The 20,767-nt window shown below is 69.5% G+C and carries 19 protein-coding genes; 16 read left to right on the forward strand and 3 right to left on the reverse strand.

Annotation, left to right across the window (positions count from 1 at the left end):
* The first annotated feature begins 86 nt into the window (after positions 1-86).
* The 3 genes from prpB to ACEJ41_RS03445 are packed head-to-tail and all read left to right on the forward strand — an operon-like array spanning position 87 to position 2,490.
* Positions 87-989 (forward strand): methylisocitrate lyase, encoded by a 903-nt coding sequence (gene prpB / locus ACEJ41_RS03435; RefSeq protein WP_374013397.1) that lies wholly within the window; start codon positions 87-89, stop codon positions 987-989.
* Positions 990-1,038: 49 nt separating this feature from the next.
* Positions 1,039-2,190 (forward strand): 2-methylcitrate synthase, encoded by a 1,152-nt coding sequence (gene prpC / locus ACEJ41_RS03440; protein ID WP_374013398.1) that lies wholly within the window; start codon positions 1,039-1,041, stop codon positions 2,188-2,190.
* A 36-nt stretch (positions 2,191-2,226) separates the two neighbouring features.
* The gene (locus ACEJ41_RS03445; protein ID WP_374013399.1) at positions 2,227-2,490 is read left to right on the forward strand and encodes a hypothetical protein; all 264 of its coding nucleotides are present in this window, start codon (positions 2,227-2,229) and stop codon (positions 2,488-2,490) included.
* Positions 2,491-2,582: 92 nt separating this feature from the next.
* Here the strand turns inward: ACEJ41_RS03445 and ACEJ41_RS03450 are convergent, their stop codons facing one another.
* From ACEJ41_RS03450 to ACEJ41_RS03460, 3 genes are all read right to left on the reverse strand, one after another.
* Positions 2,583-3,194 (reverse strand): glutathione S-transferase family protein, encoded by a 612-nt coding sequence (locus tag ACEJ41_RS03450; RefSeq protein WP_374013400.1) that lies wholly within the window; start codon positions 3,192-3,194, stop codon positions 2,583-2,585.
* A gap of 92 nt (positions 3,195-3,286) precedes the next feature.
* Positions 3,287-3,742: a cell wall hydrolase gene (locus ACEJ41_RS03455; protein WP_374013401.1), complete on the reverse strand. Its 456-nt coding sequence runs from the start codon at positions 3,740-3,742 to the stop codon at positions 3,287-3,289.
* A gap of 342 nt (positions 3,743-4,084) precedes the next feature.
* Complete coding sequence (locus tag ACEJ41_RS03460) at positions 4,085-5,104, reverse strand: zinc-binding alcohol dehydrogenase family protein (RefSeq protein ID WP_374013402.1); 1,020 nt, start codon at positions 5,102-5,104, stop codon at positions 4,085-4,087.
* Positions 5,105-5,385: 281 nt separating this feature from the next.
* Between ACEJ41_RS03460 and ACEJ41_RS03465 the strand changes: the two genes are divergently transcribed.
* The 13 genes from ACEJ41_RS03465 (at position 5,386) to ACEJ41_RS03525 (ending at position 20,757) form a co-directional block, all read left to right on the forward strand.
* Positions 5,386-6,492, forward strand: a complete 1,107-nt coding sequence (locus ACEJ41_RS03465; RefSeq protein ID WP_374013403.1) for an OmpA family protein — start codon at positions 5,386-5,388, stop codon at positions 6,490-6,492.
* A 246-nt stretch (positions 6,493-6,738) separates the two neighbouring features.
* On the forward strand, positions 6,739-7,236 hold the full coding sequence (locus ACEJ41_RS03470) for a hypothetical protein (RefSeq protein ID WP_374013404.1): 498 nt from the start codon (positions 6,739-6,741) through the stop codon (positions 7,234-7,236).
* A 173-nt stretch (positions 7,237-7,409) separates the two neighbouring features.
* Entirely contained in the window at positions 7,410-8,834 is a 1,425-nt protein-coding gene (locus ACEJ41_RS03475) for an OprO/OprP family phosphate-selective porin (protein ID WP_374013405.1), read from the forward strand.
* Between the two features lie 34 nt (positions 8,835-8,868).
* Positions 8,869-9,897 (forward strand): sulfate ABC transporter substrate-binding protein, encoded by a 1,029-nt coding sequence (locus ACEJ41_RS03480; protein ID WP_374013406.1) that lies wholly within the window; start codon positions 8,869-8,871, stop codon positions 9,895-9,897.
* A 93-nt stretch (positions 9,898-9,990) separates the two neighbouring features.
* Positions 9,991-10,884: a sulfate ABC transporter permease subunit CysT gene (cysT, locus tag ACEJ41_RS03485; protein ID WP_374013407.1), complete on the forward strand. Its 894-nt coding sequence runs from the start codon at positions 9,991-9,993 to the stop codon at positions 10,882-10,884.
* A 2-nt stretch (positions 10,885-10,886) separates the two neighbouring features.
* Positions 10,887-11,852 carry a sulfate ABC transporter permease subunit CysW gene (cysW, locus tag ACEJ41_RS03490; RefSeq protein ID WP_374013408.1) on the forward strand — a complete coding sequence of 322 codons (966 nt, stop codon included), beginning with the start codon at positions 10,887-10,889 and terminating at the stop codon, positions 11,850-11,852.
* A 13-nt stretch (positions 11,853-11,865) separates the two neighbouring features.
* Entirely contained in the window at positions 11,866-12,909 is a 1,044-nt protein-coding gene (locus tag ACEJ41_RS03495; RefSeq protein ID WP_374013409.1) for a sulfate/molybdate ABC transporter ATP-binding protein, read from the forward strand.
* Between the two features lie 103 nt (positions 12,910-13,012).
* Positions 13,013-13,711, forward strand: a complete 699-nt coding sequence (locus ACEJ41_RS03500; protein ID WP_374013410.1) for a TorF family putative porin — start codon at positions 13,013-13,015, stop codon at positions 13,709-13,711.
* Between the two features lie 1,026 nt (positions 13,712-14,737).
* The gene (locus ACEJ41_RS03505) at positions 14,738-16,903 is read left to right on the forward strand and encodes a S46 family peptidase (protein ID WP_374013411.1); all 2,166 of its coding nucleotides are present in this window, start codon (positions 14,738-14,740) and stop codon (positions 16,901-16,903) included.
* 104 nt (positions 16,904-17,007) lie between these two features.
* A complete protein-coding gene (locus ACEJ41_RS03510) occupies positions 17,008-17,652 on the forward strand; it encodes a histidine phosphatase family protein (protein WP_374013412.1) in 645 nt (214 codons plus the stop codon).
* Between the two features lie 58 nt (positions 17,653-17,710).
* Positions 17,711-19,003, forward strand: coding sequence for a bifunctional tetrahydrofolate synthase/dihydrofolate synthase (gene folC / locus ACEJ41_RS03515; protein ID WP_374014054.1), 1,293 nt, complete (start codon positions 17,711-17,713; stop codon positions 19,001-19,003).
* A 58-nt stretch (positions 19,004-19,061) separates the two neighbouring features.
* Positions 19,062-20,081, forward strand: a complete 1,020-nt coding sequence (locus ACEJ41_RS03520) for an SPOR domain-containing protein (protein WP_374013413.1) — start codon at positions 19,062-19,064, stop codon at positions 20,079-20,081.
* Between the two features lie 25 nt (positions 20,082-20,106).
* The gene (locus tag ACEJ41_RS03525) at positions 20,107-20,757 is read left to right on the forward strand and encodes a CvpA family protein (RefSeq protein WP_374013414.1); all 651 of its coding nucleotides are present in this window, start codon (positions 20,107-20,109) and stop codon (positions 20,755-20,757) included.
* The last annotated feature ends 10 nt before the right edge of the window (positions 20,758-20,767 follow it).

Genomic DNA, 20,767 nt, shown 5'->3' on the forward strand with positions numbered 1-20,767 from the left:
TGATCAACCCGTGGCAGAGTGCCACATTGCGGCGGACGCGGCCGTCGCGCCGGCGTCCGCCACTGCCACGGTCGAGGAACCGCATCATGACGCTCGCTTCCGCCGGCACCGCCGCCACACCGGGCGCGAAGTTCCGCGCCGCGCTGGGCGCCGAATCGCCCTTGCAGGTGGTCGGCGCGACCAGCGCCAACCACGCCTTGCTTGCGCAACGTGCCGGCTACCGTGCGCTCTACCTGTCCGGTGGCGGCGTGGCGGCCGGCTCGCTGGGCATGCCGGACCTGGGCATCAACACCCTGGAAGACGTGCTCATCGACACCCGCCGCATCACCGATGTGTGCGCGCTGCCGCTGCTGGTGGATATCGACACCGGCTTCGGGCCGAGCGCGTTCAACATCGCGCGTACGGTCAGGTCGCTGATCAAGGCCGGGGCGGCCGCGTGCCACATCGAGGACCAGGTCGGGGCCAAGCGCTGCGGCCACCGCCCGGGAAAGGAAATCGTGTCGCAGGGCGAGATGGTCGACCGGATCAAGGCGGCCGCGGATGCGAAGACCGACCCGGCGTTCTTCCTGATCGCCCGCACCGACGCCATCGCGGTCGACGGCGTGGATGCGGCGATCGCGCGCGCCGTGGCCTGCGTGGAGGCCGGCGCCGACGGCATCTTTGCCGAGGCGGCGGGCGACCTGGACACCTACCGCCGCTTCGTCGACGCGGTGAAGGTGCCGGTGCTGGCCAACATCACCGAGTTCGGCGCGACCCCGCTGTTCAGCCGCGAGCAACTGGCTCGGGCCGGGGTTGCCATCCAGCTGTTCCCGCTGTCGGCATTCCGGGCTGCCAACAAGGCCGCGGAGGGCGTGTACGCGGCCATCCGCCGCGATGGCCACCAGCAGGCGGTGGTCGATTCGATGCAGACCCGCGAAGAGCTGTACGACCGCATCGGCTATCACGCCTTCGAACAGCGGCTGGATGCATTGTTCATGGCAAAGAAGTGACGTTTCCCGCCGACGGGAAACCGCGGCGACAGGATCGGGAGGGCCGCTGATGAACGACACCACCACCCATTCCAGGCCGAAGAAGTCGGTCGCGCTGTCCGGCACCGTGGCCGGCACCACCGCCCTGTGCACGGTGGGCCGCAGTGGCAACGACCTGCGCTACCGCGGCTACGACATCCTCGACCTGGCGACCGGCTGCGAGTTCGAGGAGGTCGCCTACCTTCTGGTGCACGGCAGCCTGCCTGACCGGGCTGCACTGGACGGTTACAAGACCCGGCTCAAGGCGTTGCGTGGCATCCCCCCGGCGGTGAAGGCGGTGCTCGAGCAGTTGCCGGCCAGCGCCCACCCGATGGACGTGATGCGCACCGGCGTATCGGCGCTGGGCTGCGTGCGGCCGGAGAGCGACGATCACACCCATGCCGGCGCGCGCGACATTGCCGATGCCCTGCTGGCCAGTCTCGGCTCGATGCTGCTGTACTGGTACCACTACAGCCGTGACGGCCGCCGGATCGAGGTGGAAACCGACGACGACTCCATCGGTGGCCACTTCCTGCACCTGCTGCACGGGCGCCAACCCCGCCCATCGTGGGTGCGCGCGATGCACACCTCGCTGATCCTGTACGCGGAACATGAATTCAACGCCTCCACTTTCGCCGCACGGGTGATCGCGGGCACCGGCAGCGACATGCACTCGTGCATTGCCGGCGCGATCGGCGCGTTGCGCGGTTTCCGGCACGGCGGCGCCAACGAGGTCGCCTTCGAGGTGCAGCAGCGCTACGACACTCCCGACGCGGCCGAGGCCGACATCCGGGCTAGGGTGGCGCGCAGGGAAGTGGTGATCGGCTTCGGCCATCCGGTCTACACGGTGGCTGATCCGCGCAACCAGGTGATCAGGCAGGTGGCAGGCGACCTGTCAGCCGAACAGGGCAGCATGGAAATGTTCGACATCGCCAAACGCCTGGAGACGGTGATGTGGGACATCAAGCGGATGTTCCCCAACCTGGACTGGTACAGCGCGGTCAGCTACCACGCGATGGGGGTTCCGGCCGCGATGTTCACGCCGCTGTTCGTGATCGCCCGCACCTGCGGCTGGAGCGCGCACGTGATCGAGCAGCGCACCGACGGCAAGATCATCCGGCCCAGCGCGCATTACACCGGGCCCGAGGACCGGGAGTTCGTCCCGCTCGGCCAGCGCGGGTGATATTGTCCGCGGACGTATTCCCGGGGGGGAGGGACGATGCGCGAAGGAATCTATCGCAAGACCGATGCCGGGCGGGAGGAAATCCGCGACCGGACCCGGCGCCTGCCGCCGCCACTGCGGACCGTGCTGCTGATGGTTGACGGCCAGCGCACGCTGCCGGAACTGCGCGCAGTTGCTGCCGGCGTCCGCGCGGCGGAGGACGTGCTGGACCAGTTGCTGGCCCAGGGGCTGATCGAACCGGTACCGAGCGGCTTCGATGCTGCCGGGCTGCTCCGGGCGCTGGAGCCGGATCCGACCTGAGCCTCCCGGGCTGCGCCGGCGCCGTGCCCGCACGAACGCCGGGCACGTCCGCCACATGGCCCGGACTGGCCGGGCCACGACGGGTTGAAGGGTCAGGCCAGGCCTTCGGCCTTGAGCGCGCGCTGCACGCCGGCGTCGGCATGCATGCGCTGGCGGAAGGCGGCCAGCTGCTCCAGCCCGGCCAGGTTCACGCCCAGGCGTTCGGCCCAACCCAGGGTCACGAACAGGTAAGGGTCGGCGAAGCTGCGGAACCCGGCCAGCCATTGTTCCTGCCCCAGCCGTGCGTCGGCGGCCTGGTACAGGCCGCGCAGCCGTTCCCGGGTGGTGGCGGCCAGCGCCGCGTGCTGGGCCGGGTCGGCAATGAAGGCGCCGGGGACGAACAGCGGCCGGAACGCGGGGTGCAGGTCGGAGTTGACGAACGACAACCAGCGCGTTGCCTCGGCCCGCTGGCGTGCGCTGCCGTCGCCGGCCAGGCCGGCGGCGGGGAAGCGGTCGGCGATGTAGCCGACGATGGCGGCGTTCTGGGTAAGGACGAAATCGCCGTCGACCAGCACCGGCACCGAGCCCGACGGGTTCAGCGCGCGGAAGTCGGGTGCCTTCATCCCCTCGGCGTCCATCACCTCCACCTCGAATGGCTGTGCGGTCCAGCACAGGTCGATGTGCACTGCCGTGGAACAGGCGCCGGGCTTGGTATAGAGCTTCATGCGGGATCCTTTCTGGCGAAAAAGAAGACCCCGCGATTATGCGGGGTCATCCGTGTCGCGCGCGCTGCCGGAGCATCGCACCGGCAGGACACTCAGGTGCGTGGCCGCAGCCGCTGTACCCGGTAGAAAGTGTGGTCGCCGATGATCGCCACCTGGTAGGAGTTGGCCCAGCTCGGGCTGGCGATGGCGTGGGCGGCGAAGTGGCTGGCGCCGGGCACGATCTCCTCGCGCTGGCCCACCGGCAGGGCCCAGTTGCGCTCTGCGCGCAGGGCCACGTTCACCGAGCGGTTCCAGGCATCCATGTTGCGCAGGCGGGTGTTGGGCGAGACGATGGTCGGCGCGAACTGCTTGCGTGCGGTGACGACGTCGCACATCGAGTCGCCCCACAGCCCGCTGTCCAGGCGGCGCAGGGCCACTTCGGCGACCGCCTGCTGGCCGCGAACGCTCTGGTCGCGCGCCTCCAGGTACACGGTCGTGCTCAGGCACAGGGAATCGGCGGCTGGCTGCGGCATGAACTGCGACAGCCAGAGGATCCAGGCCAGTTTCATGGGTTGCTCCTTGCTCCGTCTTCGCCGCCCGGCTTTCCTCCTCCCGATGCGCGGGGGAGTGGCAGGTGCTGGCGGGGCGTCATGGGGAGGCGACCTTCCACGGGTCGCCCGGGGTGCCGGCATCTGAAGGCCGGCGGATCCACCAGTAGATGGGGGGCGGATCGAAGTGGCGCGCACAATAGGGGGGCATTGCCGAACGAAAACTGAACGATTGTCCTTGACAACCGGCCATCATTCAGTCCTTGAAACCGCGCTGCGGGGCTCGGCAAACGCGTGTCAACGCTGGTGCCGAGCCCATGCCCGGCTCCCGCAGATCGCCCTGGAGGCGGCCGCTGCGGCCGGTTACGTCCAGCCGGCCAGGACCAGCTTGCCTACAGTGGTCCCGGATTCCAGCCGCTGGTGCGCCTGGCGCAGGCCGGCCGCGCAGATCGGCCCCAGCACCTCTGACAGCGTGGTCTGCAGTTGCCCGGCCTCGACCAGGGCGCCCACGCGGTTGAGGATCCGGTGCTGCTCGATCATGTCCTGGGTGCGGAACTTCGGGCGGGCGAACATGAATTCCCAATGGATGCCGATGCACTTGGCCTTGTACGGGTCACCGATGCGCAGCGCGCCTGCCGGCTCCACCACCAGCCCGACATGGCCCTGGGGAGCGAGCAACTGGCCCAGCGCGTCCCAGTAGCCGTCGGTATCGGCCAGGTTGATCGCCGCGTCCACCTGGTCCATGCCCAGGCTGTGCAACTGGGGCGCCAGTGGCTGGCGATGGTCGATCACGTGGTGGGCGCCCATCGCCAGGCACCAGTCCCGGCTCTGCGGGCGCGAGGCGGTGGCCACCACGGTGAAGCCGGCCCGGCGCGCCAGCTGGATCGCGATCGAGCCCACGCCGCCGGCGCCGCCGATCACCAGCAGGCGGCGCCCGCGGTTGTCGGCGTCGAATGCGAAGGGCATGCGCTCGAACAGCAGTTCCCAGGCGGTGAGTGTGGTCAGGGGCAGGGCGGCAGCGGCGGCGAAATCCAGGGTGGTCGGCTTGGCGCCTGCCAGGCGCTCGTCCACCAGATGATATTGGGCGTTGCAGCCGGGCCGGGTGATGTCGCCGGCGTAATAGACCTCGTCGCCGGGCTGGAACAGGCTCACGCCGGGGCCGACCGCCTCGACCACACCGGCGGCGTCGAAGCCCAGGACCCGTGGCCGCGACTCCGGCGGGGGGCCGGGAGCCCGCAGCTTGGTGTCGACCGGATTGACCGACACCGCTTCGACCCGCACCAGCAGATCCTGTTGGCCCGGCTCAGGGCGCGGCAGCTCGACGTCCTCCAGTGCGGACGGATGGTCGACGGGCAGGTAGCGGGTCAGCGCGATGGCCTTCATGGGGTGTCTCCGGCCGGGCCGGCCCATCATACGTGCCGTGGCCCAGGCTGGATCGACGGCAGGCTTTGTCCTCGTGCAAACTGGCGCCGTGCGCGCTCTTTCACATGTTAGCGTACCGTTAACGCGGTCTTCACGTTCCCCCGCCTAACCTTCGCCGCGACGACGTGACTGAACGGCCGTCAGGGATATCCGCTGCCAACGGCGGCGATGTCTGTATAGCGAGAGAACCCTGAGGCACTCCTAGGTTTCTTCGATCCCCCTGAATCATCAAGGAGCTTTAGATGAACAAGAAACTTCTGACCGTCGCGCTGCTGGGCGGCCTGGCTGTCGCACAGTCCGCATCCGCACAGGAGTTCGACGATCGCTGGTACCTGACTGGCGCGGTCGGCTTCAACTTCCAGGACAACGACCGTGGTACCGAAGACGTGCCGTTCGGCAGCCTTGGCCTGGGCAAGTTCATCAGCCCGACCTGGTCGGTGGATGGTGAGCTGAACTACCAGAACCCCGGTTTCGACAGCAACACCGACCTGAACTGGAGCCAGTACGGCGTTTCGCTGGACTTCCGTCGCCACTTCATCAATGAAGCCCGCGGCTGGAACCCCTACCTGTTGTTCGGTGTCGGCTATCAGCGCACCGAAGAAGAGTATGTGATCGCCAGCCCGAATTCGCCGGCGCAGCGCGAGGACGGCAACCTGGCCGCCAAGGTCGGTGTCGGCCTGCAGACCTCCCTCAACAACCGCGCAGCCGTGCGCGCCGAACTGGCCTACCGTGCCGACTTCGACGACCAGAGCGTCAACCCGGCCTTGGCCGGCCGCGACGAGGACTGGTTCGGCGACGTGCTGGCCTCGGTCGGTGTGGTGATTCCGCTGGGCCCGGCCCCGATGGCCGCCCCGCCGCCGGCTCCGGCTCCGGTCGCGCCGAGCTGCGCCGACCTGGACGACGACGGTGACGGCGTCAACAACTGCGACGACAAGTGCCCCGGTTCGCAGGCTGGCCAGGCCATCGGTCCGGACGGCTGCCCGGTGCCGGTGTCGATCGACCTGAAGGGCGTGAACTTCGACTTCGACAAGTCGACCCTGCGCCCGGACGCGGTGGCGATCCTGTCCGAGGCCACCGAGATCCTGAAGCGTTACCCGGACCTGCGCGTGGAAGTGGCCGGTCACACCGACTCGAAGGGTACCGATGCCTACAACCAGGGCCTGTCCGAGCGTCGCGCCCGCGCCGTGTACGACTACCTGACCAGCAATGGTGTCGCCGCTTCGCGCCTGGTCGGCCCGACCGGCTACGGCGAGAGCCGTCCGATTGCGCCGAACACCAACGCTGATGGTTCGGACAACCCGGAAGGCCGTGCGAAGAACCGTCGCACCGAGCTGAACGTGCAGAACTGAGTGCGACACGAGCAATCGTAACGCGCTGAAAACGCCGGGCCTGTTCCTGGCACCCCGTGTCTGATGGCCGTTATGGCCAGTACGCGCGGGGCGAGTGAGCGAAGCCCGGGAGGCCTGCCTCCCGGGCTTCGTGCATGTTGGGCCCCGGTGGAGTGCATCGCATGCTGCGGGCAATGTGCGCCGTGTCCTTGTATCGCTGCAGGGCGCTACCTACACTCGGCGCCTGCACCCGGGAAGACTCTTGCCATGCGCGTCATCGCCATCGGATTGCTGGCCTTCGCCTCCACCCTTGCGCCTGCTGCGGCCAACGCTGCCATGAACTGCGCCGGACCCACCATCCCGCAGCCACTGCAACTGCCGTCCACTGTGGCCCCGCCGGTGGCGTCCGAACTGGTCACGCGTCCCTCGCAGTTGGGCATGCCCTCCGGCGTGCTGGCTCCCGCCAATGACGCCTCGCAGGCGCTGGACCGGGTGCTGTTGCGGCTGCGCATCGAGGGGTGTCGCGACGTTGCCAGGGCGCTGCCGGCCACGTCTGCGACGGCCAGCCCGAACGACCCGGCCGCCTACAAGCCGCAGACCGAATTCGACAACACGCCGTGGCGTTTCGACATGAGCCAGGGCGGCAAGCGCATGACCGCCGACGAGTTCGACGCCTGGATGAAGGCGCGTGGCGTGCGCGTGGCCCGTGGCGCCCAGACCGCGGCGCCGGCCGAAGCCGCAGCGGTGCCTGCCGCTGCCGAGTGACCCGGCGGGCACCCGCCAGTAGCCGTTGTCAGGGCGGGCGGAACCCGCAAACCGGGCGGCGCCTTCATGCGGCCTGGGTATAAGAACCCCCCGCGGATTCATTTCCCGCGAGAAACCTGAATACGCAGTATCTCCCCGTCGGCCAGAGGCCTTACTGACGGGGAAACTGCAAGATGCCTTACCTGAATGCGACACCTCGGGCCGCCGCAACCCGGCCCTCCCTCTGGCTCGCGGCCGCCATCGCGGTGGTCCTGGCCGCGCCTGCCAATGCCCAGGGCCAGCCTGCCCTGGAGGATCTGCTGCGGCGCCTTGAGCTGCTGGAACAGCGCCAGGCCGGTGCCGCGGCTGTCGCCAGCACGCCGGATGGCCAGCCGCTGGACGTGGCTGAGCTGGACCAGCGCCTGCGCACGCTGGAGCGCAACCTGGAGCTGAAGCAAGAGGCTCTGGCCGCGAAGGAAAAGGCCACCCCGGTGGTCACCGCCGGTAGCGGCGGCGCGGCGATCAAGTCCGGCGACGGCCAGTACGAGTTCAAGTTCCGCGGCCTGGTGCAGGGCGATGCGCGGTTCTTCGACAACGACATCGGTGCCAACGACACCTTCCTGTTCCGCCGCATCCGCCCGACCATCGAGGGGTCGCTGGGCAAGCTGGTGGGCTTCCGCCTCACCCCGGAGTTTGCGGGCGACAGCGCCAGCATCGTCGATGCCTACGTGGACCTGAAGTTCGACCCGGCCTTCACCGTGCGCGCCGGCAAGGTGAAGGGCCCGGTGGGCCTGGAACGCCTGCAGTCGGGCAATGCCACGGCGCTGATCGAGCGGATCTTCCCGACCGAGCTGGCGCCCAACCGCGAGCTGGGCGTGCAGGTGCAGGGCGAGGTGGCCGGCGGCAAGGTCAACTACACCGTGGGCGTGTACAACGGCGCCCCGGACGGGCGCGACGGCGCCACCGCCAATCCGGACGACAACTTCGAGTTCGCCGGCCGGGTGTTCTTCGAGCCGGTGAAGGGCATCGGCTTCGGCATCGGCGGCAGCGTGGGCGACAAGGAAGGCACCGGCAACAACTTCCTGCCGCGCTTCCGCTCGCAGGCGCAGCAGCAGTTCTTCAACTACCGCTCGGCGGTCGCGGCCGATGGCCGGCATACCCGGTTCTCGCCGCAGGGTTACGTGTACCGCGGGCCGTTCGGGCTGCTGGCCGAGTACATCGAGTCCAAGCAGGAGGTCGTGGTCGGCGGCACCCGTGCCGAGCTGAAGAACACCGCCTGGCAGGGCACGGTGGGCTGGGTGCTTACCGGCGAGGACGCCGGGTTCCGCGGCGTGCGTCCGTCGCGGCCGTTCAAGCCGGGCGAAAGCCTGGGCGCGTTCGAGATCGTTGGCCGCTACGGCGTGCTGGATGTCGACGATGCCGCCTTCCCCCTGTTCGCCGATCCCTCGGTGGCCGCGCGCAAGGCCGAAGGCTGGAGTGCCGGCGTCAACTGGTACCTCACCGGCAACCTCAAGCTGGTCCTGAACTACCTGCATACCGATTTCCAGGGCGGCGCTGCCGCCGGCAACGATCGTCCTACCGAAAAGGCGGTGTTCTCGCGCCTCCAGGTGTCGTTCTGATCCGCCTTCCCGCCATATCCAACGGAGACAACCCATGAAGATTCCCAGCATCCTCCGCCGCCGCGCGGCCCTGGTCGCGGCGGCCACGTTCGGCCTGACCCTGGCGGCCGGCGCCTTCGCCAAGGACCTGCAACTGCTCAACGTGTCCTACGACCCCACCCGCGAGCTCTATCGCGAGTACAACGCGGCCTTTGCCGACCACTGGCAGAAGACCCGCGGCCAGAAGGTGACGGTCGAGGCTTCGCACGGCGGCTCGGGCAAGCAGGCGCGCAGCGTGATCGACGGCCTCGAAGCCGACGTGGTCACCCTGGCGCTGGCCTACGACATCGACTCCATCGCCGAGCGCGCCAAGCTGTTCCCCAGCAGCTGGCAGCAAAGGCTGCCCAACAACAGCGCGCCGTACACCTCGACCATCGTGTTCCTGGTACGCAAGGGCAATCCCAAGAACATCAAGGACTGGCCGGACCTGCTGCGCTCCAACGTCAAGGTCATCACCCCCAATCCGAAGACCTCCGGCGGCGCGCGCTGGAACTACCTGGCGGCCTGGGCGTTTGCCGAGCGCATCTTCAAGGGTGACGAGGCCAAGGTGCGCAACTTCATGACCGCGCTGTTCCGCAACGTCCCGGTGCTCGATACCGGCGCGCGTGGCTCCACCACCACCTTCGTCCAGCGCGGCATCGGCGACGTGTTGCTGGCGTGGGAAAACGAGGCGTTCCTGTCGATCGAGGAACTGGGCCCGGACAAGTTCGACATCATCGTGCCGTCGCTGTCGATCCTGGCCGAGCCGCCGGTGGCGCTGGTGGACCGCAACGTTGACAAGCATGGCACCCGCGAGGTCGCGCAGGCCTACCTGGAGTACCTGTATTCGCCGGTGGGGCAGCGCCTGGCGGCCAAGCACTACTACCGTCCGCGCCATCCCGAGCATGCCGCGCCGGAGGATGTCGCCCGTTTCCCCAAGGTGGAGCTGGTGACCATCGACGGTGCATTCGGTTCGTGGGCGACGGCGCAGAAGCGCCACTTTGCCGACGGCGGTGAGTTCGACCGGATCCAGACCGGGAAGTAAGGCGTTGCCAAAGCCGGGGTGGCCGCGGAGCCCGCAGCCACCCCGGCTGGGCCAGGCGCGTCCGAGACGGCCGTTGCAGAGGAAGCGAAAGACATGTCCAGCACCACACTCCACCCCCGGATTTCGCCGCCGCCGTATACCGGCGCGGTGCGACCCGCGCGCCACCGCCGGGTCATCCCCGGTTTCGGCCTGGGCCTGGGTTACACCCTGGCCTGGCTCGGCCTGATCGTCCTGATCCCGCTGGCCAGCGTGTTCCTGTATTCGACCCAGCTGGGCTGGGCCGGGTTGTGGAACATCTGGACCGAGCCCAGGGTGCTGGCCTCGTTGCGGTTGAGCTTCGGTACCGCACTGGCGGCGGCAGTGTTCAACGCGGTGATGGGAACGCTGGTGGCCTGGGTGTTCGTGCGCTACCGGTTTCCGGGCCGGCGCCTGTTCGACGCGATGATCGACCTGCCGTTCGCATTGCCCACCGCGGTGGCGGGGATCGCGCTGACCGCGCTGTACGGCCCCAACGGCTGGATCGGGCAGTGGCTGGAGTCGGTCGGGGTCAAGGTCGCCTACACCCCGATCGGCATCACCGTGGCCCTGGTGTTCATCGGCCTGCCATTCGTGGTGCGGGTCGTGCAGCCGGTGCTGGTGGAGACCGAGCGCGAGCTGGAGGAGGCGGCCGCCAGCCTGGGCGCCGGGCGCTGGCAGACGGTGACCCGGGTGGTGCTGCCTGCGGTCTGGCCGGCGGTGCTGGCCGGGTTCGCACTGGCGTTTGCACGCGGTGTTGGCGAGTACGGCTCGGTGATCTTCATCGCCGGCAATATCCCGCAGGTGTCGGAGATCGCGCCGCTGCTGATCACGATCAAGCTGGAGGAGTTCGACTACGCCGGCGCCACCGCCATTGCCGTGGCGATGCTGCTGCTGTCCTTCGCCCTGCTGCTGGTCATCAACTCGCTGCAGTCACGGCTGGCGCGCGGCGAACGCCGGGCAGGAGGCTGAGCATGACCATTCCCGTTCCCGCGGCCATCGACGTGCCGGCCTCGAAGATTCCGCTGCCACGTCCGTCCATCGCAGCAACGCGCCGGCCGGCATCGCCCACCACCGAGCCGCGCTGGGCCCAGGTCCTGCTGATCACCGCGGCCCTGGGCTTCCTGCTCTCGTTCCTGCTGCTGCCACTGGTGCTGGTGTTCAGCGAGGCGCTGCGCGGAGGTGTCACGGCCTTCGTGAAGGCGATCAGCGAACCCGACGCTCTGGCGGCGGTCAAGCTCACATTGCTGGTGACCGCCATCGTGGTGCCGCTGAACCTGGTGTTCGGCGTGGCGGCCGCCTGGGTGGTGAGCAAGCACGAGTTCCCCGGCAAGCGCTGGCTGGTGACCTTGATCGATCTTCCCTTTGCGGTGTCGCCGGTGGTCGCCGGCCTGGTGTTCATCCTGATTTTCGGCGCGCACGGCTGGGCGTATCCGCTGATCGACCCCGGAGTGCTGCTGGAGTTGCCGGTGGTCGGGCAGGTGCACCTGCAGTTGCCGCGCATCGTGTTTGCGCTGCCGGGCATCGTGCTGGCCACGGTGTTCGTCACCTTCCCGTTCATCGCCCGCGAGCTGATGCCGCTGATGGAACAGCAGGGCAGCGACGAGGAGCTGGCCGCGCTGAGCCTGGGCGCCAGCGGATGGCAGACCTTCTGGCGGGTGACCCTGCCCAACATCCGCTGGGGCCTGCTGTACGGCGTGCTGTTGTGCGGTGCCCGCGCGATGGGCGAGTTCGGCGCGGTGTCGGTGGTGTCCGGCCACATCCGCGGGCGCACCAACACGCTGCCGCTGCACGTGGAGATCCTCTACAACGAATACGCCTACCGCGCCGCGTTTGCCGCGGCCACGCTGCTGGCGCTGAGCGCACTGGTCACCCTGGTGCTGAAGACCTACCTGGAATGGCGGCATGGCGAGTCGCTCGCCGCCAACCGCCACCGCTGAAGGACATCCAACCATGACCATCGAAATCCAGGACCTGCACAAGCGCTTTGGTGCCTTCGCCGCGCTGGAGTCCGTCAACCTGCACGTTGAAGAAGGCGAGCTGCTGGCCCTGCTGGGGCCTTCCGGCTCCGGCAAGACCACCCTGCTGCGGATCATCGCCGGGCTGGAGCATGCCGACGGCGGCCGGGTGCTGTTCGGCGGCGAAGACGCATCGCGCCTGGCGGTGCAGGACCGCCGGGTCGGCTTCGTGTTCCAGCACTACGCGCTGTTCCGGCACATGAGCGTGGCCGACAACATCGCCTTCGGGCTGAAGGTGCGGCGACGCGCCGAACGCTGGCCGGCGGCAAGGATTGCCGACCGGGTGGAGGAGCTGCTGTCGCTGGTGCAGTTGCAGGGCCTGGGCGGGCGCTACCCGACCCAGTTGTCCGGTGGCCAGCGCCAGCGCGTGGCCCTGGCCCGGGCGCTGGCGATCGAGCCGCGCGTGCTGCTGCTGGACGAGCCCTTTGGCGCGCTGGACGCACAGGTCCGGCGCGACCTGCGGCGCTGGCTGCGCGAGCTGCACGACCGCACCGGCCTGACCACGGTGTTCGTGACCCATGACCAGGAGGAGGCGCTGGAGCTGGCCGACCGGGTGGCGATCCTCAACAGTGGCCGGATCGAGCAGCTGGCCACGCCGGCGGAAGCCTATGATCGGCCCGCCTCGCCGTTCGTGTATTCCTTCGTCGGCGCGGTCAACCGCCTGCGCGGGCGCCGCAATGGCGATCTCATCGAGGTGGCCGGGCTGTCGCTTCCGGCGGTGGACGGGACGCCCGCGGACGCGGCACTGGACCTGTACGTGCGCCCGGAGGATCTGCGCATCGGCAAGGAGGGCTGGCCGGCCCTGGTGCTGGGCAGCCAGCGCAGTGGTCCGCACCTGCGCCTGCGGGCCAGGTTGCTGGAAGGGCAGGATCAGGAAATCGAACTGGAGCTTCCGGTGGACGCTGGCGCGGCCTACCCGCCGGGCAGCCAGGTGCGGGTGGCGGCGGTCCGGTTCGGAGCATTTGCGGCCGCGCATTAAAAAATTGTTGCACTGCAGCGGTCGGTCGGGTTACACCGTCGATGGGGCCGCAGGCGGGGAACACCTGGGGCCCCACCCCCACAACCCCCACTGGAGACTCCGGATGAAGCTGTCCAAGCTCGCTTCGCTCGCTGTTGTGCTGTCCACCGTTATTCCTTTCGCCGCGTCCGCCCAGGACGAAGGCGAAGATTCCCCGTTGACCTGGTCGGTCGCGGCCGTGTCCGACTACGTCTGGCGTGGCGTGTCGCAGTCTGATGAGGAGCCGACCGTGCAGGCTGGCCTGACCTGGACCGCGCCGGTCGGCGTCTACGTCGGCGTATGGGGCTCGGGCGTCGATTTCGGCCCCGGCGACCCGGACATGGAGGTCGATTACTTCGTCGGCTACAACACCGACCTGGGCGAGTCGGTCAACTTCGACATCATGCTCAACCGCTACACCTATCCCGGAGCGGCGAGCCTGAACTTCAACGAGTTGATCGCCACCGCCACCTTTGTCGAGACCTACAGCCTGACCGCCGCCTACAGCGATGACTTCGGTGGTTCGGATACCGATTCGCTGTACGTCGCCGGCGGCGCCAGCTGGGGCCTGCCGAACGATTTCAGCCTGGATGCCAGTGTCGGCCGCAGCATGTTCGACAATGCCTATTCCGACGATTACACCGACTGGAGCCTGGGCGTGAGCCGCAGCTGGGGCCTGTTCAGCGCGGCGCTGTCCTACCACGGCGTGGACGGCACCGGCCGCGACGTGTTTGGTGACCTGGCCGACGATCGGGTTGTGCTGACCCTTTCGCTGGGCAACTGAGCGGGGCCTCCGGGCCGCGGGAAAAGGCGCCTTCGGGCGCCTTTTTCTTTTGCTGCGCGGCGAGCACGGGCACCTGTGATGCCTGGCTCCGGATGGGGCCGCCGCCCGACCGGGGATGGTGCACCCCTCGGGCGCATGAGCAAGTGCGCCTGATGTGTGAGGCCCCGGACGGGGCCGTCGCCCGACCGGGGATGGTGCACCCGTCGGGCGCATGAGCAAGTGCGCCTGATGTGTGAGGCTCCGGACGGGGCCGCCGCCCGGCCGTGGGGATGGTGCACCCCTCGGGCGCACATCCATGTGCGCACTCGGGGCCGTGACACATCCCTGTGCCACTTGCCCCATCCCCCCGGCCGGGCGACGTCCATCGGTATGTCGATGGCACGACCTTCGTTTGTGACGGCAACGGCTTCCGCAAACCGCGCATCCCATCACCGACGTGTGCGCTGCACTCGTTCGTGTAGGAGCCGGCCTTGCCGGCGACCGCGATGCAGGCTGCGGCATCGCGATACACCACACCACGCCGCGGTCGCCGGCAAGGCCGGCTCCTACAAGTGGGGAGGCACAGGCACGCCGAAGACGTGGACGTGCGGGTGTGTCGTGGCAGCGGCCATGGATGGCCGCGGTAGCGAGTGCGCACATGGATGTGCGCCCGAGCGGTCACGCCACACCCGCACGTTTGCGGCTCCCCTCCGAAGCCGACCATCCCACCGATCTCGGCCGTCCACGGCTCCCTCCGAAGCCGATCACTGCGTGGCTTCAGCTTCCTGGTCCCCGCCGCTGCGCACGGCTCCCTCCGAAGCCGACCACTGCCCGGCTTCGGCTTCCTGGTTCCCGCCGTGCACGGCTGCCCTCCAGAGCCGACGCCCGCTGTCGCACCTCAGGTCGTGATCGCGACAGGGCCGGTCAGAGGCCGGGCAATTCCCCTTCCCGGTCCGCTCCCCGAGCGTGCCGTATAGGCCATCCGTCACGGGGCGGCGGACTGGCAGCGGGCTAGAATGGGGAAATCCTTTCACATGGAACTTTCCCATGCGCATGCGCCTGCTCTCCGTTTCCGTCCTGGCCGTGCTGGCCGCCGCCCCCGCCGTCCACGCGGGCGAGGGCATGTGGGTGCCGCAGCAACTGCCGGAGATCGCTGGCCCGCTGGAAGCAGCCGGCCTGAAGCTGTCGCCGCAGCAACTGGCCGACCTGACCGGCGACCCGATGGGCGCGGTGGTCGCGCTGGGCGGCTGTACCGCCAGCTTCGTCTCCCCGCAGGGCCTGGTGGTGACCAACCACCACTGTGCCTACGGCGCCATCCAGCTCAATTCCACCGCGCAGAAGAACCTGATCCAGGACGGCTTCAATGCACCGACCCGTGCCGCCGAGGTCAGCGCCGGCCCGAATGCGCGCGTGTTCGTGCTCGACCAGATCACTGACGTCACCGACCAGGCGCGTGCGGCCATTGCCGCGGCCGGCGACGATGCACTGGCCCGCACCCGCGCCCTGGAGGATTTCGAGAAGGCGCTGGTCGCGGACTGCGAGGCCGAGGCCGGCTTCCGCTGCCGGCTGTACAGCTTCGCCGGCGGCAACACCTATCGCCTGTTCAAGAACCTGGAAATCCGCGACGTGCGCCTGGCGTACGCGCCGCCGGGCAGCGTCGGCAAGTATGGCGGCGACATCGACAACTGGATGTGGCCGCGGCATACCGGTGACTTCGCGTTCTATCGCGCCTACGTCGGCAAGGATGGCAAGCCTGCCGCGTATGCAGCCGACAACGTGCCGTATGCGCCGAAGCGCTGGCTGAAACTGGCCGACCAGCCGCTGGGCGAGGGCGATTTCGTGATGGTGGCCGGCTACCCGGGCTCGACCAACCGCTATGCGCTGGCGGCCGAGTTCGACCACACCGCCCAGGTGGTGTACCCGTCCATCGCCTCCCACTACCGCAACCTCATCGCGCTGGTCGAAACGGCGGGCGAGGCCGACCCCGACATCGCGGTGAAGTACGCCAGCAACATGGCCGGCTGGAACAACACCAGCAAGAATTACACCGGCCAGCTGGAAGGCTTCAAGCGCATCGATGCGGCCGGGCAGAAGCATGCCGAAGAAGCGGCGGTGCTGGCCTGGCTGAAGGGCCAGGGCAAGCACGGCGCCGACGCGATCGCCGCGCACGCGCGCCTGCTTGAACTGCTGGAGCAGAACAAGGCCACGCGCGAGCGTGACCTGGCCCTGGCGATGTTCAACAACACCGCCATGCTCAATGCGGCCACGCGCCTGTACCGGCTGTCGATCGAGCGGGAGCGGCCGGATGCCGAACGCGAGTCCGGCTACCAGGAGCGCGACCTGCCGGCGCTGGAAGGCGCGATGAAGCAGCTGGAGCGACGCTACGTGCCGGCGATGGACCGACAGCTGCAGGCGTATTGGCTCAATGCCTACCTGGAGCTGCCCGCAGGCCAGCGCGTGCCCGCCGTGGATGCGTGGCTGGGCGGCAATGATGCGGCCGCCGTGCAGCGCGCGCTGGATCGCCTGGCCGATACCGGCCTGGGCGACACCGCCGCGCGCCTGAAGTGGATGCAGGCCGACCGCGCCGCGTTCGAGGCCAGCGACGATCCCGCCATCCAGTACGCGGTGGCGGTGATGCCCACGCTGCTGGAGCTGGAGCGCGAGCGCAAGACCCGCGCCGGGCACAACCTTGCCGCGCGTCCTGTCTACCTGCAGGCGCTGGCCGACTACAAGAAGAGCCACGGGCGCTTCGTCTATCCGGATGCCAACCTCTCGCTGCGGATCACCTTCGGCAACGTCACCGGCTACGTGCCCCGTGACGGGGTGGCCTACACCCCCTTCACCACCCTGGAGGGCGTGGTGGCCAAGGACACCGGCGAGGATCCGTTCGATTCGCCCAAGGCGCTGCTGCAGGCCGTGGCGGCCAAGCGCCATGGTGGCCTTGAGGATCCGCGCCTGGGCTCGGTGCCGGTGAACTTCCTGGCGGACCTGGACATCACCGGCGGCAATTCCGGTTCGCCGGTGCTGGATGCGCATGGCCGGCTGGTGGGATTGGCGTTCGACGGCAACTGGGAATCGGTGAGTTCCAACTGGGTGTTCGATCCGGCGATGACCCGCATGATCTCGGTGGACCAGCGCTACATGCGCTGGATCATGCAGGAGGTGTATCCGGCGCCGCAGTTGCTGCGCGAGATGGGCGTGGGTGCCCCTTGAGGCGTTGCCGCGCGCGTCCGGTCCACTGACCGGTCGCGAGCGGGTATGATGCGCACCCCGCCGCGCCCCTTCCGGCGCGGCGGTTTGCCGATACAGGGGTTTCCATGCGTATCCTGCTTGCACGCCACGGCGAGACGCCGTGGAACGCCGAAGGCCGTTACCAGGGCCAGATCGACATTCCGCTCTCGCCGGTGGGCGAGGCGCAGGCCAAGGCGCTGGGCGAGCGCCTGCGCGACGTGGCGGTGACCCGCGCGGTTGCCTCGCCGCTGTCGCGCGCACGCCGCACCGCCGAACTCGCGCTGGGCGAGGAGCGCGCCGGCATCCTGCAGATCGATCCGGACGTGCAGGAAATCGCCCACGGCGAGTGGGAAGGGCTGCTTGCCAGCGAGATCCACGAGAAGGACCCGGCCCGCCTGCGCGCATGGCGCGAGGAGCCGGACACGGTGCTGATGCCGGGCGGCGAATCGTTGCGCCAGGTGCTGGACCGCTCCTGGCGTGGCCTGGCCCGCGCCACCGAGGAGCTGGGTGCGGACGACACCTTGCTGCTGGTCGCCCACGATGCGGTCAACCGCGTCATCCTGTGCCGGATCCTGGGCCTGCCGATCAGCAAGCTGTGGACCTTCCGCCAGGCCCCGACCACGCTCAACCTGCTCGAAGGCCCGGACCTGGACAGCCTGGAAGTGGTGCGCCTGAACGACTGCGCCCACCACACCCCGTTCTTTGGCGAGGCCAAGCACCGCGCGCTGTAACCGCACCCGGCCGCATGCCGGGTGGTGGCCGGCCATGCTCCAGGTGCCTGCCCATGGAGTGACCGTGCCGCATCCCCAGCGCACCCTGGCCGACTGGCTGGCGCATATCGAGCGCCAGCACCCGCACGCCATCCAGATGGGCCTGGAGCGGGTGCACGAAGTTGCCGGGCGGATGGCACTGGGGCGCCCTGCGGCGCGAGTGATCACCGTGGCGGGCACCAACGGCAAGGGTTCCACCGTGGCCTTCATCGAGGCCATCGCCCGCGCCGCCGGCTGGACGGTGGGTGCCTACACCTCGCCGCACCTGCTGCGTTACAACGAACGCGTGCGCATCGACGGGCGCGAGGCGACCGACCAGGCCCTGGCCGATGCCTTCGCGCTGGTGGAGCGTGCGCGCGGCGACACCCCGCTGACCTACTTCGAGTACGGCACCCTGGCCGCGCTGTGGCTGTTCCAGAACGCGCAACTGGACCTGGCGGTGCTGGAGGTCGGGCTGGGCGGCCGCCTGGATGCCGTCAACCTGGTCGATGCGGACGTGGCGGTGATCACCACCGTGGACATCGACCACACCGATTGGCTGGGCGCCGACCGCGAGGCGATCGGGCGGGAGAAGGCCGGTATCGCCCGTGCCTGGAAGCCACTGGTGCTGGGTGAACCGGATCCGCCCTCCAGTGTGCTGGGCCACGCCTATCGCATCGGCGCCAGCGCGATCCGCCTGGGCAGCGATTTCTTCCACGAGCCGGTGGATGCGGCGCACTGGCGCTGGCGCGAGCCGGGTGCCGAGCTGCTGCTGCCGTCGCCGCGGTTGGCGGCACCGGTCCAGTACGCCAATGCCGCCACCGCCATTGCTGCGCTGCGCGGATTGGCGCCGGTCACCGGGCGCGCACTCACCGCGCAGGCCTGTGCCGACGGCGTGGCCGCTGCTGCGCTGCCCGGGCGGCTGCAGCGCCTGCACCGTGATGGCGTGGAGATCGTGGTCGACGTGGCCCACAACCCGCAGGCCGCGCGCGAGCTGGTTGCCTGGCTGCGTGCCCACCCCGCGGCCGGGACCACTGCCGCGGTGCTGGCGATGCTGGGCGACAAGGATGCGGCCGCGGTGGTCCGGACCCTGGCACCGCATGTGTCGCGCTGGCACCTGGCGGGCCTGGAGGACATCGCGCGTGGCCAGGACGTGACCGCGTTTGCCGCGCGCCTGAGCGGTACCGCCGCGGAAAGCGGCAGCCGTGACGCGCACGTTGCCGGCGCCCTGCAACGCGCCGTGGGCACGGCGGTGGCGGGCGACCGGGTGCTGGTGTGCGGCTCGTTCCACACCGCGGCGGCGGCGCTGGTGGCATTGCATTCAGGCCGCTGACGGGCTGGCAACCGGACCCGGGCCTATAATCGCCGCGGCTTTCCCAAAGCGCGAACGCATGGACACCACGCTCAAACAACGCCTGATCGGTGCCGTCGTGCTGGTTGCGCTGGCGGTGATCTTCCTGCCCATGCTGGTCCAGGGGCCGGCACCGGACAGCGGCGTGGCCGACGTGTCCATGCGCGTGCCCGATGCGCCTTCTGGCGAGTACCAGACCCGGGAGCTGCCGCTGCTGGCACCACCATCGGACGCGTCCCGGGGCCCCTTGCCGTCGCCGGCGCAGGAACCGGCCGCAGCCGCGGCTGCCGACGATGCACCCGCTGCGCGGCCCGATCCGGCCAGCGCGGCCGGGCAATGGGCGGTCAGCTTTGGTGCCTACGCCAGCGCGGCCGATGCCGACGCGGTCCTGGCGCGCCTGCGCCAGGCCGGCCTGGCCGGTTTCAGCCAGACGGCCACGCTCAATGGCAGCAAGGCCTGGCGGGTGCGGGTCGGGCCGTATCCGGACCGTGCGCTGGCCGAGGCCGGCAGGCTGCAGGCCATCCGCATCCGCAACGATGTCAATGCACAGGTGATCGCCCTGGATGCCGGTGAAGGCGAGGGCCAAACCGCAGCGGCGCCGGCCACACCTGCGACGACACCCGCGGCTGCAACCACGGCCGCGGCCGCGCCTGCGCCTGCGCCGACTGTTGCTGCGGCGGCGGTCCCCGAGCGGACTGTGACCCGCGCCAGCAGCGATCCGGCGCCGGCCCGGTCGCAGCCGCCCGTTGCCACCTCGCCCGCGCCCAAGCCGGCAACCGCGCCCACGCCGGCACCCGCGCCGCCCGCTGCTCCGGCTGCCAGTGGCGTGGGCTTCGCCGTGCAGATGGGTGCGTTCGCCAGTACCGCCGATGCCAATGCCCTGCGTGATCGCCTGCGCGCGGCCGGTTACAGCGCCATCGTGCAGCCGGTGCGCACCGACAAGGGCCTGCTCAACCGGGTCAGGGTCGGGCCGATGAACGGCCGCGCCGAGGCGGAGCAGGCCAAGGCGCGCCTGGCCGCCGGCGGCTTCGGTGCCGGCATGGTGGTCCCGCACCCGTGACCGATCGCCTGGGCGTGGCTGCGGCATGAATTCCATCGACCTGGTGCTGCTGGCGGTCGTGGCCATCTCGGCGCTGTTCGGGGTGATGCGGGGATTCGTCGGCGCCGTGGCCTCGATCGTGGCCTGGCTGGGTGCCGGGTGGTTCGCGTTCCGCTATGGCGCCGAGCTGGCGTTCTGGCTCAGCGGCGATGGCCAGCCGGGGGCGACCGAGCTGTTGGGCGGCTACGTGGTGGCGTTCGTGGCGGTGATGCTGCTGGTGAGCCTGGTCGGCTGGATCGTGCGCAGGCTGCTGGCGTCGGTGGGGCTGTCGGGCGTGGATCGTGCGCTGGGCCTGGCGCTGGGCCTGGCACGCGGCGGCCTGGTGGGGTGCATGCTGGTGCTGCTGATGGCCTTCAGCCGGCTGCCGCAGGAGCCGGCCTGGACCCAGTCGCGGGCGGTGCCGGTCCTGGTGCCTGGCGCGCAATGGCTGTCGCGCTGGCTGCCGGCATGGGCGGCGGATGAACTGGACTTTGGCAACGGCAGGCCGAGCGGCGATAATTCGCTCCTGGAACGGGACGCCATCGGACGTGCCGCCGCGGCGGCCATGATGGTCACCGGGGCGCTGCCCGCTCCGGCGCCCGGGGACGATGCCCCGGCACACGCGGCACCGCCGCCTTCGTCCAATCCCGGTCAGTGACCGTCGCGGA

Source organism: Pseudoxanthomonas koreensis (assembly GCF_041890415.1).
Classification (GTDB): Bacteria; Pseudomonadota; Gammaproteobacteria; order Xanthomonadales; family Xanthomonadaceae; genus Pseudoxanthomonas; species Pseudoxanthomonas koreensis_A.

What these genes read in the sequence shown, in the direction of transcription:
- cysW (WP_374013408.1), top strand. Translation starts at nt 10,887, where the DNA reads ATGACCATTCCCGTTCCCGCGGCCATCGACGTGCCGGCCTCGAAGATT.
- ACEJ41_RS03505 (WP_374013411.1), top strand. Translation starts at nt 14,738, where the DNA reads ATGCGCATGCGCCTGCTCTCCGTTTCCGTCCTGGCCGTGCTGGCCGCC.
- ACEJ41_RS03525 (WP_374013414.1), top strand. Translation starts at nt 20,107, where the DNA reads ATGAATTCCATCGACCTGGTGCTGCTGGCGGTCGTGGCCATCTCGGCG.
- ACEJ41_RS03450 (WP_374013400.1), bottom strand. Translation starts at nt 3,194, where the DNA reads ATGAAGCTCTATACCAAGCCCGGCGCCTGTTCCACGGCAGTGCACATC.
- ACEJ41_RS03480 (WP_374013406.1), top strand. Translation starts at nt 8,869, where the DNA reads ATGAAGATTCCCAGCATCCTCCGCCGCCGCGCGGCCCTGGTCGCGGCG.
- ACEJ41_RS03510 (WP_374013412.1), top strand. Translation starts at nt 17,008, where the DNA reads ATGCGTATCCTGCTTGCACGCCACGGCGAGACGCCGTGGAACGCCGAA.
- ACEJ41_RS03470 (WP_374013404.1), top strand. Translation starts at nt 6,739, where the DNA reads ATGCGCGTCATCGCCATCGGATTGCTGGCCTTCGCCTCCACCCTTGCG.
- ACEJ41_RS03475 (WP_374013405.1), top strand. Translation starts at nt 7,410, where the DNA reads ATGCCTTACCTGAATGCGACACCTCGGGCCGCCGCAACCCGGCCCTCC.
- ACEJ41_RS03465 (WP_374013403.1), top strand. Translation starts at nt 5,386, where the DNA reads ATGAACAAGAAACTTCTGACCGTCGCGCTGCTGGGCGGCCTGGCTGTC.
- ACEJ41_RS03520 (WP_374013413.1), top strand. Translation starts at nt 19,062, where the DNA reads ATGGACACCACGCTCAAACAACGCCTGATCGGTGCCGTCGTGCTGGTT.
- prpB (WP_374013397.1), top strand. Translation starts at nt 87, where the DNA reads ATGACGCTCGCTTCCGCCGGCACCGCCGCCACACCGGGCGCGAAGTTC.
- prpC (WP_374013398.1), top strand. Translation starts at nt 1,039, where the DNA reads ATGAACGACACCACCACCCATTCCAGGCCGAAGAAGTCGGTCGCGCTG.
- ACEJ41_RS03460 (WP_374013402.1), bottom strand. Translation starts at nt 5,104, where the DNA reads ATGAAGGCCATCGCGCTGACCCGCTACCTGCCCGTCGACCATCCGTCC.
- ACEJ41_RS03445 (WP_374013399.1), top strand. Translation starts at nt 2,227, where the DNA reads ATGCGCGAAGGAATCTATCGCAAGACCGATGCCGGGCGGGAGGAAATC.
- ACEJ41_RS03500 (WP_374013410.1), top strand. Translation starts at nt 13,013, where the DNA reads ATGAAGCTGTCCAAGCTCGCTTCGCTCGCTGTTGTGCTGTCCACCGTT.
- ACEJ41_RS03455 (WP_374013401.1), bottom strand. Translation starts at nt 3,742, where the DNA reads ATGAAACTGGCCTGGATCCTCTGGCTGTCGCAGTTCATGCCGCAGCCA.
- ACEJ41_RS03495 (WP_374013409.1), top strand. Translation starts at nt 11,866, where the DNA reads ATGACCATCGAAATCCAGGACCTGCACAAGCGCTTTGGTGCCTTCGCC.
- cysT (WP_374013407.1), top strand. Translation starts at nt 9,991, where the DNA reads ATGTCCAGCACCACACTCCACCCCCGGATTTCGCCGCCGCCGTATACC.